Source organism: Rhizobium sp. BK212, from assembly GCF_014197475.1.
Taxonomy (GTDB): domain Bacteria; phylum Pseudomonadota; class Alphaproteobacteria; order Rhizobiales; family Rhizobiaceae; genus Rhizobium; species Rhizobium anhuiense.
Map to the genome: position 1 here is coordinate 325263 of NZ_JACIFS010000007.1, position 15811 is coordinate 341073.

Genomic DNA, 15811 nt, shown 5'->3' on the forward strand with positions numbered 1-15811 from the left:
CCCTAAAGCACCGGCCACATCCGCACGATCGCTGCGAACCGATCCCAGTCCTTGCGCGCCAAAGGCGTCCAGGCAGCCTCGGCAACGGCCGGAAGGCGCGGAAAAGCCAGCCGGTTGAAATAGGCGCGGGACAGGAAGTTCTCGGTCCAGATGCAGGCCTGGATGCCGCGCATCTTCTGCTGCAGCGCCTCCGGCAGCTCGCCCTCGGCCTCATAAGCATAGGTGTGTTCCGGCGGGCTGAACCCCGCCCAGCCCGCGCCGGGTTCGGCCCAGGCTTCGGCCTGCGCCATGTCGAGATAATAGGCCTGGCCCGGCGTCATCACCACGTCGTAGCCTTCCTGTGCCAGCTCGATGCCGACGGCAGGCTTTTCCCAGGCCATCAGCAGCGTGCCGTCGCGCTCGACGCCGCCGCCATGCGAGACCTCGTTCCAGCCGGCGAGCTTCCTGCCACGCTCCGACAGCATGACTTTGATACGTTTCAGGAAATAGGATTGCAGCTCGGCGGTGCCGGCAAGTTTCTCCCGCTCCATCAATGCCTTGCAGAGCGGCGAGGAAAGCCAGGAACCCTGCGCCACTTCGTCGCCGCCGATATGAAGATATTCGCTGGGAAACAGCGCCACCATCTCGTCGAACACCTTGCCGAGGAATTCATAAGTGAATTCGACAGCCGGATTGAGGGCATTGTTGGGATAACCCTGCACGGAGCGGTAGCTGTCCGGCGCCTCCTGCCCGTCGACAAGCGCAGGTAGCGACAGCAGCGTCGCGCTGCTGTGGCCGGGAATATCGATTTCCGGCACCACCTCGATGTGCAGAGAGGCCGCATGCGCAACGATCCGCCTGACATTGTCCTGAGTGTAATGGCCGGAGCGCGGTTCCGCCCCGTCGCCGAGCTGCGGCACGAGCACTTCATCAGGCCCGCGCCGCGCGCCGATCTCCGTCAGTGCGGGATAGGCCTTGATCTCCAGCCGCCAGGCTTCGTCGTCGGTCAGATGCCAGTGGAAGATGTTGAGCTTGTTCCAGGCGAGAATATCGATCAGCCGCATGATATCGGCCACCGGATAAAACTGCCTGGACACGTCGAGATGACAACCGCGCCAGTCATAACGCGGCTGGTCGGCGATCGTGCCGAAATTGGGGAATTTGAAGCTCTCACGAGCGGCGCGGCCGCCATGCAGCAGCTGCGCCAGGCTGGTCAGCCCGTATTGCCGCCCAGCGGCATCGGCACTCGACAGCACGATCTCATGCGTGGTGAAACGCAATTCATAGGCAAAGGCGGCGATCGAGGATTCGGTGACGAAACGAATGGCCCGTCCGCCTTTGACGGCACTGAGGGAGAACGGCACGCTGTCGGCCGGATAGAGCCGCTGGTAGAGTTCCAGAACCAGGGAGAGCGCCTTGACCGCATCGGGCCGCGTCCGCTCGGCCGGATAAAGGACGACGGGCAGCTCTCCTGCCTTCAGCCCGAGAGCCAGCGGCCAGGGCAGCAGCGCATAGGGCTCCTCGGCCCGACCCGGCGGCAGAAGCGGCGGCGCCACGCCGCCTTCCCGGCCTTCGAGCATGAGATCGCCGAAACCGACGGGAACATGGCGCCCGTCGCCAAGTGTCAGATAGGCCGATTTGATACCTGATGTCGCATGTTTCGGCTCTCTGGTCAGCCCGTCGACGGTGAACCGCCAGCGCCCGCCGGGCGGCACGCTCAGGCCGTCGCTCGGTAGGAATTCGTGGAAATGCGCGAGCTGCCGTTTGAGGCTGCCGCCATCGCAGACATGTTTGTCGGCAACGCGCGTTTCCGAGGTGTAGGCCAGCGAGAAGCCGGAGAGCGGCTCGGCCGAAAGATTGAACAGCGTGAAGGTCAAGCGCCCAAAGCTGCCCTCGATCGGGCTCCAGCTTGCTTCCAGATGGTAATCGGCCATGGTCGTGCCCTGCCCCGTCGATGAATGACCGGGATCGCGACTGGAGTCCCGGCGTGCTTTCCCAGCTTAGCTTTTTCGAGGCGGCAATGGAATCGGCGCGCAGGTTCAGGGCGGGCTGCAGCATGAAAACCGTTCAAAGCCTTCCAACCAGGCTCTACGGGTTCAACAGCGGTGCATCTTGGTCGGGATCTGCGGGCCTGCAAGGAAAACGGCGCGGCTTTCGCCGCGCCGTCCTCACTCTGCTGCCAACGCCGGCGGATGCCTGTCATCCGCCTCTTCCTGGATGGCGTCGGCATGCTGGCCTGGCTCGTCCTTCGCCTTCGGCTCCCGGCCGAAGAAAAGGGCGTAACCGGCGGGCAGAACCAGAATGGTGAGCACTGTGGCAACCAGGATGCCGCCCATCATCGCGTAGGCGAGCGGACCCCAGAAGACGCCGCGCGAGATCGGGATAAGCGCCAGCACGGCGGTCAGCGCCGTCAGCATGATCGGCCGGAAACGCCGCACAGCCGCGCCGACGATCGCCTCCTGCCGGTGCATGCCGGCTTTGATATCCTGGTCAATCTGGTCAACCAGGATGATCGAGTTGCGCATGATGATGCCGAGCAGCGCGATGACCCCGAGGATCGCCACGAAGCCGAAGGGCGCACCGCTGATCAGCAGTGCCGCCGCCGCACCGATAATGCCGAGCGGCCCGGTGGCGAGCACCAGCATCGCCTTGCCGAAATGCTGCAGCTGTATCATCAGCAGCACGATGATGACGGCGAGCATGATCGGCGCCTTGGCGGCGATCGACATCTGGCTTTCCGCCGCATCCTCGGCGCCGCCCTGGATCTCGACTTTATAGCCGGCCGGCAGGCTGTCGCGCAGGTCCTTCATGTCGGCATACATCTTCATCACCACATCGTTCGGCTGCACATCGTCGGGCAGCGTCGCACGCACGGTGATCGTCGGCAGGCGGTCGCGCCGCCATTCGATGCCCTGCTCCATGACCGGCACGACCTTGGCGACCTGCGAGACCGGCACGAAGCCGCCGAAGTCCGTCGGCACATAGACAGAGTTGACCGCCGACAGCAGCGAACGGCTGGCATCCGGCTCGCGGGCGACGATCGAGACCGTCTCCTCGCCGTCGCGGAAATCATCGAGCGCCGCACCCGACATGGCAGTCTGCAACATCTGGCGAACGCGCTGCGAAGTGACGCCGAGTGCCCGAGCGCGATCCTGGTCGATCACCAACTTCATCGCCGGCACCTGCTCCAGCCAATCGTCATGGATGGCGCCGAGCATCGGATTGGCCTGGAAACGCGCCTTCACCTGATCGGCGATCGCCCTGACTTCCCCGCGGTCCGGCCCCATGACGCGCATTTGCACGGGCCAGCCAGTCGGTGGGCCGAGGAAGAGGCGGTCGACCTTGCCGCGAATGTCGGGGAAGTCTTCCGCAAGGATCGTCCGCAGCTTGGTGATCAGCCGCTCGCGCGCCGGTTCGTCATTGGCCATGACGAGCAACTGGGCGAAGTTCGGATTGCGCAGCTGCTGGTCGAGCGGCAGGAAGAAACGCGGCGCGCCTTCGCCGATATAGGTGGCGATGAACTTCTTGTCGGGGTCGTCCATCATCTTGGCTTCGAGCGCCTTTGCCTGCACCTCGACTTCCTTGATGCTGGTGCCCTCGGGCAGCCAGAGATCGACGAGGATTTCCGGCCGCGAGGACTGCGGGAAGAAATTCTGCGGGATGAACTGGAAGGCCCAGAGGCTGGTGACGAAGGTGCCGAGCGTCAGAAGCAGCACGATGACCCGGTGGCGCACCGCCCAGCCGACCGTGCCGCGCAGCCGGCGATAGAAGCCGGTGTCGAAGGCATCGTGATGCTCGCCGGCGTGATGGCGCTGCTTGAGGATCATATAGCCGAGCCACGGCGTGAAGTAGACCGCGACGAACCACGAGGTCACCAGCGCGATACCGACCACATAGAACAGCGACCGCACATATTCGCCGGCCGTCGATGCGGCAAAGCCGACGGGGATGAAGCCGGCCGTGGTGATCAGCGTACCCGTCAGCATCGGGAAGGCGGTCGAGGAATAGGCGAAGCTCGCCGCTTCGATCTTGACGAGCCCCTCCTCCAGCTTTCGCTCCATCATCTCGACGACGATCATCGCATCGTCGACGAGCAGGCCGAGCGCGATGATCAGCGCGCCGAGCGAGATGCGCTGCAGGTCGATGCCGAGTTCGTACATCAGCGCGAAGGTGGCTGCGAGCACCAGAGGAATGGCGATGGCGATGACGAGGCCCGAACGCCAGCCGATCGACAGGAACGAGACAACCAGCACGATGACGAGGGCTTCGCCGAGCGCATGCATGAATTCGCTGATCGCGTCCGTCACCACGTCGGGCTGGTTGGCGATCTGATCGACCGAGACGCCATAAGGCAGCGCCTCCTCGAAGCGCTGATAGGTCGCCTCCACATCCTTGCCGACATCGGTGACGTTGAAGCCCTTGGCCATGACGACGCCGACCTGAACGCTCTCGTGGCCGTTGAAACGGTACTTGCGCTGATAGGGATCTTCGAGCCCGGAACTGACGGTGGCGATATCGCCAAGCCGCGTCACCTGGCCGCCGGCGCGAAGGCGCAGCTCGCGAATATCGGTCGCCTTCTTCACGTCGCCTTCGACGGATATGCGCACCGAGCGCAAGCCGGTATCGACGGAGCCGGCCGGATCGACATTGTTCTGGCCCTTGATGGCATTCTGCAGATCGAGGATCGTCAGGCCGCGCTCGGCGAGCGCCTTGGACGAGACGTCGATATAGATCTTCTCAGGCTGGTCGCCGATGATCACGGCCTTCTCGACGCCCGGCGTCGTCAGCAGCATGTCGCGCGCCTGGATCGCGAATTTCTTCAGTTCCGGATAGGAATAGCCGTCGCCGCTGATCGAATGCAGTGTGATGAACGTGTCGCCGAACTCGTCGTTGAAATAGGGGCCGAGCAGGCCCTGCGGCAGCTCGCTGGAGATGTCGCCGACCTTCTTGCGCACCTGGTAGAAAGCGTCCGCCACATCCTTCGAATTCGTATCGCCCTTGACCTGCAGGGTGATGATCGCACTGCCCGCCCGCGTATAGGACTTGACCCAGTCGATATGCGGAGTTTCCTGCAGCTTGCGCTCGATCTTGTTGACGACCTGATCTTCCATCTCCTGTATGGAAGCGCCCGGCCAGATCGCCTGAACGACCATGACGCGGAAGGTGAATTCGGGATCCTCGCGCTGGCCCATGCGCATCAGCCCGAGCACGCCGGTGATGATGATCAGCCCGAAGAGGAAACGGGCGATGCTCGGATGTCCGATTGCCCAGCGCGACAGGTTGAAGGGCCGCTTCTCGGTGGTGGTGGCGTCCATGGTCTTATTCCCTATCCTATGGCCCGATCAGCGCACGGTCTGGTCCGTGGCGGCCAGGGCCGACTGCTGGTCCGGCACCTTCACCTTCAGGTTTTCGCTCATGAACTGCGTGCCGGCCGCAACGACGAGATCGCCGCTGTCGAGGCCCTCGATCACATGCACGCCGTCGCCGGTGAAATCGGCGACCTTGATGTCGCGGCCATGCACAGTCGACGTATCGCGATCGACGGTCCAGACCATCTTCTTGCCGTCCTTCTCGGCGAGCGCGCTGAGCGGGATCGAGACATAGCTGTTGCCATTGCTGACATTGGCCTCGATCGTCGCCGTCATGCCGAGTAGCACCTGCGGATCGTTCGGCAAGCTCACGCGAACCGCAAAGGTGCGCGATTGCTGGTCGGCGCTACCGGAAACCTCCCGCACCTTGCCGTCGAGCACCAGCCTGTCGTCGGCCCAGAAACTGGCCTTGACTGTCTTGCCCGGCTTGAATTCGGCAATGTCGTTTTCCGGAACCGCGATCTGCACTTCCTTCTCGCCGTCGACGGCAACGGTGACGACGGCGGTGCCGGAGCCGACGACCTGGCCGGTATCGGCATTGATCGCGGTGACGATGCCGTTCTGACCGGCCTTGAGCTCGGTGTAGCTCACCTGGTTTTTCGCCTGGTCGAGCGCCGAAAGGGCGGCATCGCGCTGCGAGATCGCCTGGTCATGGCTGAGTGAGGCCTGTTCGACCTGCGACTTGGGGGCGACACTCTTGTCGAAAAGCTGCTCGGCGCGTTTGTTGACGAGATCGGTGGTTTCGACACCCCTTTCGGCCGCGGCGAGATTGGCTTCGGCCGTCCTGACCGCCAGCTGGTAATCCGTGGCGTCGACGCGGGCAAGAACATCGCCCGGTGTCACCCGGTCGCCGATATCGACGAGGCGTTCGGTGATCTTGCCGGCGACGCGGAAACCGAGGTTCATCTCCGTGCGCGCCTTGACCGAGCCGGAATAATCGAGCTTGCGCGTGTCGCCGGCCTTGGCGATCTCGACGACCTTCACCGGCCGGACGACTTGCTTGACCTCAGCCTTCTCTTCCGAGCACGCGGAAACGCCGATGCCGATCGCGCCGACGAGCGCGAGACTGGTGACGGACGGCATGCGGTAGCTGAGGGTCTTGAGCGAAAACATCTTCCGCACTCCTGGATCGTTTCGGGGGTCTCGACGGCGGCTGCCGTCCATTATTTCTTCAGCGCCCTGATCACGTAGTCGATCAGTTCGTCGACGCTTGCGCGGTTGGTTTTGGCAAGGCATTGGGCCACCATTTGCGGATGGCAGAGATTGATCGTCGCCGCGCCGAAGCAGCGCGAGGCAACGACCGGGTCCTGCTCGACGAACTCGCCGGCGGCAATGCCTTCGGCAATGATTTCGGCAATGAGATCATGGACGCGGTCGATATGTTTTTCGATGACGTGCCAGTCGCGCTCAATCGCGACGATGATCATCTCATGCACCTTCATCTCATCGAGCATCAGATCCAGCGTCAATTGATGCTGGGTCTCGACATAGCGGCGCAACCGCTCACTGGCGCTGATCGGCTGATGGCGGATGTCGTAGGCGATCTGATACGCGGTGGCGAGCATGCGCCCGCAGAGCGCCTGGTGGATTTCCACCTTGGAGGCGAAGAAACGATAGATATTGGCGGGCGACATGCCAAGATCGCGGGCAATGTCGGCCACCGTCGTCTTGCTGTAGCCATAATGCCGAAACAGCCGCTCGGCCGCATCAAGAATGCGGGTGACATTCTCCTGCCGAGTGATGTCGAGCGTGTTTTCCGCAATCTCGTCCATGATTTTCGATGCCTCGAATTACGACTGACGAATTTTGAATTTCGTCAGTCGTAAAATATCAGGCGTCACTTGTCAACATCCCTGAACGCAGTACAGCTCTCGGCAGGACGGCCATTTGGTCGTGTGAGGGATTTTCTGAAGCAGATGGACGATGGCGATCGGGCGCAATTGAAAAGTGCCGCGACGCGAAACGCGCGCGGCACCTCATCGGCGGCCGGAAATCAGGCGAGCTTGACGTCGAGCGTGATCGGAACGGAGGCGAGCGCCTTGGACACAGGGCAACCGGCCTTGGCCTTGTTGGCAAGCTCGGTGAAGGTCGCCTCATCGGCACCGGGAATACGGCCAGAGAGCGAAAGATGGATGGCGGTGATGGCAAAGCCGCCCTCGACGCTTTCCAGCGTTACCTTGGCGGAGGTTTCCATATGCTCGGCGGTAAAGCCGGCTTCGCCGAGGATCAACGACAGCGCCATGGTGAAGCAACCGGCATGGGCTGCGCCGATCAGTTCTTCCGGGTTGGTGCCGGCAATGCCTTCGAAGCGACTTGCGAAGCCGTAGGGATAGTCCTTCAGGGCGCCGCTCTGCGTCGAGATCAGGCCTTTGCCGTCCTTGAGGCCACCGGTCCAATGGGCCGAAGCCGTACGATTGATCTGCATGCCGTCCTCCTGTTTCGATTGTGCTTTCGAGCAAGCGGCAGGGCGCCGCTCCATGCCCGCGGGAGATCAAATAGCCTTCCCGAAGGGCAATATAATGCTCTATCCGGAGAAGACGACAGGCCTGTAAAAATCAGCGAAAATCGAAGCCCTTTCAGCCGGGATGCTGCAAGACGCTGAGACCACCGTCGATCGTCAGGCAAGTGCCATTCATGAACGGGCATTCGTCCGAAATCATGAACACGGCCGCCATGGCGATCTCCTCCGGTGTCGCGATGCGCCCGCCGGGATGCAGCCTCATCGTTTCGGCCTTTGCCGCTTCCGGATCGGGGAAGCTGTTCCAGTAATCGATCACCTTCTGTGTCGAGACATAGCCCGGCGCCAGTGCGTTGACGCGGATATTGCGGGCCGCATATTCGAGACCCAGGGATTTCGTCATCCCGAGCAGGGCGTGTTTTGCCAGCGGATAGGGAAATGTGTGCGGGATGATGGTGAAAGCGTGCGTCGAGGCAATGTTGAGAATGACGCCGCCGCCCTGTTCGATCAGGCCGGGCAGCACCGCCTTGCAGCAGTTCCAGGCGCCCTTGAGATTGATGTCGAAGCAGCGGTTCCATTCCTCGTCCGTCGTCTCGAGTGGTTCGGCAAAGACATTCACCCCGGCATTGTTGACGAGCGCGTTCAGCTCTCCGATCTCTTCCTTCGCCTGGGCCACCAACGTCGTGATCGTTCCGGCATCGGTAATGTCGGCCGGCAGATAACCAAGCCGGCCGCCACTGCTCTGAAGCGCTTTCGCTGCCTTCGCCAGCCGCGCCGCATCGCGATCGACGAGAAAAACGGCGGCATCCTCCCGCATGAAAGCCTTTGCCATCGCAAGACCGATACCCTGCGCGGCACCCGTGATCAGGATGTTCTTGCCATGCAGGCGGCTGCCCATCTATCTCACCTCCGATTGAACCGGCAGTTCCGACATCAGGATCGTCACCGTGCCGGCAAGAGCCTCCCCCGGCGCAAGCCGCCTGAGCCCACCGAAATCGGGCAGGTGGTGGCCGTTCGGCAAGTGGCTCATCGGCTCGAGGCAGAAGAAGTCGCCGCGGGTGACGGGCATATAGAGCATGAAGCGATCGAGCGCACCATCGGCTTCGAGCGCCGCCTGAATTCCAAGTTCCGGCCAGGTGATAGCAGCCCGTCCGTTCCAACCCTCGAAGGCATTGTTCATCCATTTCTGCGGCAACAGCCTGCCGGACCTGAAATCGAAATCATCGGGCACGGAGCCGGGCATATCGGGAAGATGGTCGGGTCGCTCGTTCCAGTAACGATCGGCCGCAATCATCAGCCTCGTCTTTGGCGTGCGCGCGAAGAAGGGATGCTGACCGAGCCCGAAGGGAAGAGCGGTTTCGCCCCGGTTTTCCACGAAAAGTGTCAGCACCAGCGCATTGCCGGCGAGACGGATCTCCTGCCGGGTGAGATAGGCATAAGGTGAAACACTGTCGGCGCCCCGGGAAAAGCAGAACTGCGCGTGCTCCGGGCTCGAGTCTTCAAGCTGCCAGAGGCTGAGCCAGCCATCGCCATGCCGATAGAGCGAATCGGCAGTATTCGGCTGGAAGGTATAGTCGCGACCGGCAAAGGACATGACATTGCCTTCCACGCGGTTGCCGAACGGCACCATCGCGAAATTCGCCATCGTTTCTTCAGGCCCGCCGGCCGCAACGAGAAAGGGCACGTCCCGATATGTTGCGGCGGTGACGGCGGCACCCCGATGGCTGACCCGGACGACGAGGTCGCCGTGCCGCAATTCGATTTCGTCGCCGGCTCTTCCTTGGTTCATCCGCGTCGCCCCGCAGCTGAAGACCTCAAATTGTCGAGCAGCACCGCGATCAGCAGGATCAGCCCACGTACGACATATTGATAGAATGCCTGGATATTCAAGAGGTTCATGACATTTTCGGCAATGCCCATGATCAGCACGCCGACGATCACACCGCTCATCGCCGCCCTGCCGCCGGCCAGCGAAACACCGCCGAGAACGCAGGCCGAAATCACCGAGAGTTCGAGTCCCGTCGCTGCATTCGGCTGGCCGGAGGTGATGCGCGAGGCAAGCAGGATGCCGGCAACGCCGCAGACGAGACCCTGCAGCGCAAAGATCCAGATGCGCATGTTGACGACGTTGACGCCCGCAAGCCGCGAGGCCTCGGGATTGCCGCCGATCGCCAGGGTGTTCTTGCCGAAGACGGTGCGGTTGAGAACGAAACCGAAGAGGATGAAAAGGATCAGCATGATCCAGATCGGCGTCGGCACGGTCAGGAAACGCGACAGGGCAAGCTGGTAGAAGGCAGGATCGTTGATGCCGACGGCGCGACCATCCGAGGCGATCAGCGCCAGCCCGCGCACGATCTGCATGGTCGCCAGCGTGGTGATCAGCGCATTGATGCGAAGGCGGGCGATGACGATGCCGTTGACGAAGCCGACGAGGGCGCCGCACAGCAAGGCGGCGAGCAGCCCGAGGGGAATGGAGCCCGTCGCATTCGAGACCATCACCGCGATCATGCCGGAGAAGGCGACGATCGATCCGACTGAAAGGTCGAAATCGCGAGACGCCAGGCAGAACATCATCGTACAGGCGACGATGCCGATCGTGACGACCGACTGAAGCAGCCCCAGCATGTTTCGCTCGGTCAGAAAGTTCGGCACGAAGAGCGAGACGATCACGAAGGCAGCAGTGAAGATCACCACCAGTCCCTGTTCGCCGAGAAGGATTTTTTTCACCGAATGCATCGTCCGTGTTCCCAGTCTTAAATGGTGCCTGCGGCATTCTTGTCGGGGAGCGCCGCCGTCAGGATGCTGCGCTCGTCGAAATCTTGGCGGGCGACATTGGCCGCCACCCTGCCCTGGCACATCACCATGATGCGATCGGAGATGCCCATGACTTCGGGCAACTCGCTTGAAATCACCACGATCGCCATACCGCCGGCGGCAAGCTCGTAGAGGATTTCGTAGATTTCCGATTTCGCCCCGACGTCGATGCCGCGCGTCGGCTCGTCGATGACGAGAACCTGGATGCCCTGCTCGGACAGCCAGCGGCCGAGAATGACTTTCTGCTGGTTGCCGCCGGAGAGATTGATGATGTCCTGCTTGCGCGACGGCGTTCGCACCCGAAGCTTGGCGATGAACTGGTCGGCGAGCGCCGCCTCTTGTCTCAGGCTCAGAATGCCGAAGGGCGAAAAATGCCGGCGCGACGAGATCGCGATATTCTCTTCGATCGATCGGCCCTGGACGATGCCGTCGAACTTGCGGTCCTCGGGGCACAGCACCATGCCGGCATTGATCGCCGCTTTCGGATTGTTCGGCGAAACGGCGACGCCGTCGATCGTCACTTGGCCCTGATGCCGGGCATCGGCGCCGTAAAGCAGCCGCGCCATCTCGCTGCGGCCGGCGCCGATCAGACCGAAGAAGCCGAGAATCTCGCCCTGGCGGACCGAAAAGCTGATCGGGTGGCGCAGCCTCGGCCCCGACAGGCCCTTGACCTCTAGCCGAACGGCGCCGAGCGGACGTTCGCGCCATCCCCAGACATTGCTGATCTCGCGTCCGACCATTTCCGAGATGATCTGTTCGCGCGTCGTTTCGCCGATTTGAGGATGGTGGGCGGCAAGCTTGCCGTCGCGCAGCACCGTCAGGCTGTCGCAAAGCCTGAAAATTTCGTCGAGACGATGCGAGACATAGAGGATGACAGTTCCCTTCGCCTTCAGTGTCTCGATGAGAGAAAACAGGATCTCGCTTTCGCGCGAGGAAAGCGAGGAGGTCGGCTCGTCGAGCGCGATTACCCGTGCATCGAGCATGACGGCCTTGGCGATCTCGACCATCTGCCGCGCGCCGATCGAAAGTGAGGCAACCTTGGCCGCGGGATCAACTTCGATGCCGATCTCTTCCAGCTTCGTGCGCACCGTCTCGATCAACGTCTTCGAATGGATGACGCCGCCCTTGGCCGGAAAGCGCCCAAGCCAGAGATTTTCGGCGACCGTCAACTCCGGAACGAGCTGTAGTTCCTGATGGATGACGATGACGCCGGCATGGAAGGCGTCGCGGACGGAGCCGTATTTCTGCTCCTCGCCGTCGATGAGGATAGTGCCGCTATCGGCGGCCTGGTCGCCTGACAGCACCCGGATCAGCGTCGATTTACCGGCGCCGTTTTCGCCCATCAGGCCGTGGACGGCGCCCTTCTCGACAGGGAAGGAAACATCCGCCAGCGCCTGCACGCCGGGATAACCCTTGGAAATATTGTTGAATTCGAGGAAAGCCATCGTCGCTCCGTCGAGAAAGACCCGGCGGCGCTGAGCGGCCGCCGGGCATATATCATCCTCAAAGGACGATCACTCGATGCCAAGATCCTTGCGAACCTTGTCGTAATCGCCGCGCAGCGCCAGGGAACCAGCGGTCAGCGTCAGTTTTGCCGGCTCCTTGCCGTTGGCGATCCAGTCATACATGTTGAGCGCCGTCTCATAGCCGTGACGCTTCGGTGAGATGATGACGGTGCCGAAGAAGCCCGTCGCAGCCGGCTTCTTGAATTCGTTGATCGCCGATTCCGCGCCGCCGATGCCGACACCGATGACGTTGGCCGCCGGAATGCCGACCGACTCGGAGGCACGGACGGCGCCGAGAACGGCTTCGTCGTTGAGGCCGAAGGCGACCCAATATTTCACATCAGCATGTTTGTTGAGAACGGTGGTTGCCGCATTGAGCGCCGCTTCCGTGTCGGTCTTTGCCTGCGGCGCGTCATAGATGTTCTCGGCCGGGAAGCCGGCGGACTTCAGCACCGAGATCGCCCCTTCGACGCGGTCGACGGCAGTCGGTAGCTGGTCGTAGGAGACCCGCACCGCACCGACATTTCTCATATCCCAGCCGCGCTTCTTGATTTCGTCGACGATGGCCTGGCCGACGGTCTCGCCGATCTTGGTGGCAGAAATGCCCATATGCGGTACGTCTTCCAACGGCTTGCCATCGGCGCTGACGAGGCGGTCGTCGACCGTCATCAGCTTCAGTTGGTTGGCTTCAGCCTTGGCGACAATGCCGGGGCCGAGTTTTACGTCGGGCGTGCAGATGATGAAGCCCTGCGCACCCTGGGCGCCGAGATTGTCGATTGCCGACTGCACCTTCTCGCCGTCTTCGGCGCCGATCTTGACGACGGTGAAGCCTTTTTCCTTGGCGGCCTGGTCGGCGAATTTCCATTCGTCCTGGAACCACGGCTCCTCGGGCTGCTTGACGATGAACCCAATCTTGACGTCTGCGGAAAATGCCGAGCCGGCCGCCAGAATGGCGAAGGTGCCAGCCAGGATGGCTGCTTTGAACAAGCGCATGTCTCTCTCCCTGAACTCTAAAAACCGAGCAGCTGCCTCCCCGGCAGCGCCCTATGAATTATGATAAATCATCATACCAGTCAATTGCCAATGTATGATGATTGGAATAATAGGATTATTGACGAGAGGCCGGGAGGAAGCGTCGCAAAGCGGATCGAATTCGGATAATGAGGTTCGATTGCTTCGCGCCGGAGATAGAGCGGAGAGGTGAGTTGGAAACAATCGAGCGACAGGACGCGGCCGAAAAGCGCCGACCGCGCGTAGGCCGCAACGTCACGGCGGCGATCGCTCAGGATATCTGCGCGAACCGCTATCCCTCAGGCACGCCGCTGCCGCGCGAGAACGACCTGTGCGAGCTCTACGGCGTCAGCCGCACCGTCATTCGCGAATCGCTGAAGGTGCTGGAATCAAAGGGCCTCGTCCGCGGCAAACCGCGGGTCGGAACCACCGTCTGCGACCGGGACGACTGGAATATACTCGATGCCGACGTGCTCGAGTGGATCGGCCCTTACATCAAGGATTTCGACCTGCTCGGCTGCATTCTCGAAGCCCGCCGCACCATCGAGCCGGCAGCTGCGGAATATGCCGCCGAGCGGGCCAGCGCCCAGGAGATCGCCGATCTCGACAAGGCCTGGCGGCAGATGCGCGACAGTGCCCGCGACCCGGAAAGCTTCACCGAGGCCGATGTCATGTTCCATACGGTGCTGCTCACCGCCAGCCACAACCAGGTCTTCCGCCGCCTGTCGAGCGCCATCCATGCGGCGCTGAAATATGCGCTGCATGCCTCCAACATCGCCGTCGAGAATCGCGAGGATGCGGTCATCGTCCACGGCCAGTTGGTCGAGGCCCTGCGCATGCGCGACAAGGCGGGCGCCCGCGAATGCGCCAACCGCATGCTCGATCTTGCGGTGCGCGACCTTGCCGCCGCCGAAAAGGCGATCGGCAGAACGAAGTGATGGATCACCAGAAACCCCGCCGAAGCGCCACCGATCGCAAATCCGGGAAGAAACTGAAAGACAGCGATGAAGATCACCAAACTCACCACCTATATCGTGCCGCCGCGCTGGCTGTTTTTGAAGGTCGAGACCGACGAGGGCATCGTCGGCTGGGGCGAACCGGTCGTCGAGGGCCGGGCGCTGACTGTTCAGGCGGCCGTCCACGAACTGGAAGACTATCTGATCGGCAAGGATCCCTTCCTGATCGAGGACCACTGGACCGTGATGTATCGCGGCGGCTTCTATCGCGGCGGCGCCGTTCATATGAGCGCGATCTCGGGCATCGACCAGGCGCTGTGGGACATCAAGGGCAAGGCGCTCGGCCAGCCGATCCATTCGCTCCTCGGCGGCCAGCTCCGTGATCGTATCAAGGTCTATTCCTGGATCGGCGGCGACCGCCCCTCGGATGTCGCCAACAATGCCAGGGAGGTGGTTGCCCGCGGTTTCAAGGCGATCAAACTCAATGGCTGCGAGGAGATGCAGATCGTCGACACCAACGAGAAGGTGGAGAAGGCAGTCGAAACCATCGCCGCCATCCGCGAAGCGATCGGCCCGCATATCGGCATCGGCGTCGATTTCCACGGCCGCGTGCACAAACCGATGGCGAAGGTTCTCGCCAAGGAGCTCGATCCCTACAAGCTGATGTTTATCGAGGAGCCGGTGCTTTCGGAAAACAAGGAAGCGCTGCGCGATATCGTCAACCATACCTCGACGCCGATCGCGCTCGGCGAACGGCTGTTTTCGCGCTGGGACTTCAAGCAGGTTCTGTCCGACGGCTATGTCGACATCATCCAGCCGGATCTCTCCCATGCCGGCGGCATTACCGAATGCCGCAAGATCGCGGCGATGGCCGAAGCCTATGACGTGGCGCTGGCGCCGCATTGCCCGCTCGGCCCGATCGCGCTCGCCGCCTGCCTGCAGGTCGATGCCGTCAGCTACAACGCCTTCATCCAGGAACAGAGCCTCGGCATCCACTACAACAAGGGCAACGACATCCTCGACTACATTTCCAACAAGGAGGTGTTCCACTATGCCGATGGTTTCGTTTCGATCCCGCAGGGTCCCGGCCTCGGCATCGAGGTCGACGAGGCTTATGTCATCGAACGCGCCAAGGAGGGCCATCGCTGGCGCAACCCGATCTGGCGGCACGCCGACGGCAGCTTCGCCGAGTGGTAAGAGATAAGGGTCGCGCAAGCGGCCCTTTTTCATTCATGGTGTCGGACATCGAGCCTCTCATCCGTCATAGTAGAAGCTCAAGAGGAGGTTTCCATATGGCCAGAGCGATCGCAATCATCGTCGCCCGCATCATCTTCAGTTTTATCTTCTTCATGGCCGCCGGCTTCAAATTCGCCGATATCGCCGCGACGGCGGGCTATATCACCGCCGCAGGCTTTCCGATGGCGACATTCCTGGCCTGGGTCGCCGCCTTCTTCGAGATCGCGCTGGCGCTTGCCCTCATATCGGGAGCCTTCTTCACCGAGGCCAGCCTGCTCGCAGGCATCTATGTGATCTTCCTCGCCTTCGCCTTCCACGGCCCATCCCATTGGCAGCAGAACCAGGCAGAGTTCGGCTTCTTCATCGATCACTTTACCTTCCTCGCCGGCCTGCTCTTTGCCGCCGTCCATGGGCCGGAGAAATGGACGTTGAACCACAGCCTCCTCAGATAGCCCGAACGACCGGCGCTCCTTGCGGAACCAA

13 protein-coding genes are annotated in these 15811 nt (G+C 62.0%); 3 read left to right on the forward strand and 10 right to left on the reverse strand.

Going from position 1 to position 15811, the window contains the following annotated elements:
- Positions 1-2: 2 nt before the first annotated feature.
- From FHT79_RS22865 to FHT79_RS22910, 10 genes are all read right to left on the reverse strand, one after another.
- Entirely contained in the window at positions 3-1913 is a 1911-nt protein-coding gene (locus FHT79_RS22865) for a family 20 glycosylhydrolase (protein ID WP_183904175.1), read from the reverse strand.
- Positions 1914-2147: 234 nt separating this feature from the next.
- A complete protein-coding gene (locus FHT79_RS22870; protein WP_047616212.1) occupies positions 2148-5294 on the reverse strand; it encodes an efflux RND transporter permease subunit in 3147 nt (1048 codons plus the stop codon).
- Between the two features lie 27 nt (positions 5295-5321).
- On the reverse strand, positions 5322-6461 hold the full coding sequence (locus tag FHT79_RS22875; protein ID WP_097543062.1) for an efflux RND transporter periplasmic adaptor subunit: 1140 nt from the start codon (positions 6459-6461) through the stop codon (positions 5322-5324).
- 50 nt (positions 6462-6511) lie between these two features.
- The gene (locus FHT79_RS22880) at positions 6512-7120 is read right to left on the reverse strand and encodes a TetR family transcriptional regulator (RefSeq protein WP_047616208.1); all 609 of its coding nucleotides are present in this window, start codon (positions 7118-7120) and stop codon (positions 6512-6514) included.
- A gap of 221 nt (positions 7121-7341) precedes the next feature.
- The gene (locus tag FHT79_RS22885) at positions 7342-7773 is read right to left on the reverse strand and encodes an OsmC family protein (RefSeq protein WP_047616206.1); all 432 of its coding nucleotides are present in this window, start codon (positions 7771-7773) and stop codon (positions 7342-7344) included.
- A 151-nt stretch (positions 7774-7924) separates the two neighbouring features.
- The gene (locus tag FHT79_RS22890; RefSeq protein WP_047616204.1) at positions 7925-8704 is read right to left on the reverse strand and encodes an SDR family oxidoreductase; all 780 of its coding nucleotides are present in this window, start codon (positions 8702-8704) and stop codon (positions 7925-7927) included.
- The gene (locus tag FHT79_RS22895; RefSeq protein WP_097543060.1) at positions 8705-9595 is read right to left on the reverse strand and encodes an aldose 1-epimerase; all 891 of its coding nucleotides are present in this window, start codon (positions 9593-9595) and stop codon (positions 8705-8707) included.
- On the reverse strand, positions 9592-10542 hold the full coding sequence (gene araH / locus FHT79_RS22900) for an L-arabinose ABC transporter permease AraH (protein WP_183904176.1): 951 nt from the start codon (positions 10540-10542) through the stop codon (positions 9592-9594). The genes FHT79_RS22895 and araH overlap by 4 nt, the downstream gene beginning before the upstream one ends.
- A 17-nt stretch (positions 10543-10559) precedes the next feature.
- Positions 10560-12065, reverse strand: a complete 1506-nt coding sequence (gene araG / locus FHT79_RS22905; protein ID WP_063475267.1) for an L-arabinose ABC transporter ATP-binding protein AraG — start codon at positions 12063-12065, stop codon at positions 10560-10562.
- Between the two features lie 69 nt (positions 12066-12134).
- The gene (locus FHT79_RS22910) at positions 12135-13118 is read right to left on the reverse strand and encodes an arabinose ABC transporter substrate-binding protein (protein WP_047616198.1); all 984 of its coding nucleotides are present in this window, start codon (positions 13116-13118) and stop codon (positions 12135-12137) included.
- A 212-nt stretch (positions 13119-13330) separates the two neighbouring features.
- Between FHT79_RS22910 and FHT79_RS22915 the strand changes: the two genes are divergently transcribed.
- From FHT79_RS22915 to FHT79_RS22925, 3 genes are all read left to right on the forward strand, one after another.
- Positions 13331-14074, forward strand: a complete 744-nt coding sequence (locus tag FHT79_RS22915) for a FadR/GntR family transcriptional regulator (RefSeq protein WP_183904177.1) — start codon at positions 13331-13333, stop codon at positions 14072-14074.
- A 66-nt stretch (positions 14075-14140) separates the two neighbouring features.
- On the forward strand, positions 14141-15289 hold the full coding sequence (gene dgoD, locus FHT79_RS22920; RefSeq protein ID WP_047616194.1) for a galactonate dehydratase: 1149 nt from the start codon (positions 14141-14143) through the stop codon (positions 15287-15289).
- Between the two features lie 95 nt (positions 15290-15384).
- Positions 15385-15780 carry a DoxX family protein gene (locus tag FHT79_RS22925; RefSeq protein ID WP_183904178.1) on the forward strand — a complete coding sequence of 132 codons (396 nt, stop codon included), beginning with the start codon at positions 15385-15387 and terminating at the stop codon, positions 15778-15780.
- Positions 15781-15811: the final 31 nt, after the last annotated feature.

Coding starts and splice junctions, on each gene's coding strand:
- FHT79_RS22870 (WP_047616212.1), bottom strand. CDS start 5,294: ATGGACGCCACCACCACCGAGAAGCGGCCCTTCAACCTGTCGCGCTGG.
- FHT79_RS22885 (WP_047616206.1), bottom strand. CDS start 7,773: ATGCAGATCAATCGTACGGCTTCGGCCCATTGGACCGGTGGCCTCAAG.
- dgoD (WP_047616194.1), top strand. CDS start 14,141: ATGAAGATCACCAAACTCACCACCTATATCGTGCCGCCGCGCTGGCTG.
- araH (WP_183904176.1), bottom strand. CDS start 10,542: ATGCATTCGGTGAAAAAAATCCTTCTCGGCGAACAGGGACTGGTGGTG.
- FHT79_RS22865 (WP_183904175.1), bottom strand. CDS start 1,913: ATGGCCGATTACCATCTGGAAGCAAGCTGGAGCCCGATCGAGGGCAGC.
- FHT79_RS22880 (WP_047616208.1), bottom strand. CDS start 7,120: ATGGACGAGATTGCGGAAAACACGCTCGACATCACTCGGCAGGAGAAT.
- FHT79_RS22875 (WP_097543062.1), bottom strand. CDS start 6,461: ATGTTTTCGCTCAAGACCCTCAGCTACCGCATGCCGTCCGTCACCAGT.
- araG (WP_063475267.1), bottom strand. CDS start 12,065: ATGGCTTTCCTCGAATTCAACAATATTTCCAAGGGTTATCCCGGCGTG.
- FHT79_RS22895 (WP_097543060.1), bottom strand. CDS start 9,595: ATGAACCAAGGAAGAGCCGGCGACGAAATCGAATTGCGGCACGGCGAC.
- FHT79_RS22890 (WP_047616204.1), bottom strand. CDS start 8,704: ATGGGCAGCCGCCTGCATGGCAAGAACATCCTGATCACGGGTGCCGCG.
- FHT79_RS22925 (WP_183904178.1), top strand. CDS start 15,385: ATGGCCAGAGCGATCGCAATCATCGTCGCCCGCATCATCTTCAGTTTT.
- FHT79_RS22910 (WP_047616198.1), bottom strand. CDS start 13,118: ATGCGCTTGTTCAAAGCAGCCATCCTGGCTGGCACCTTCGCCATTCTG.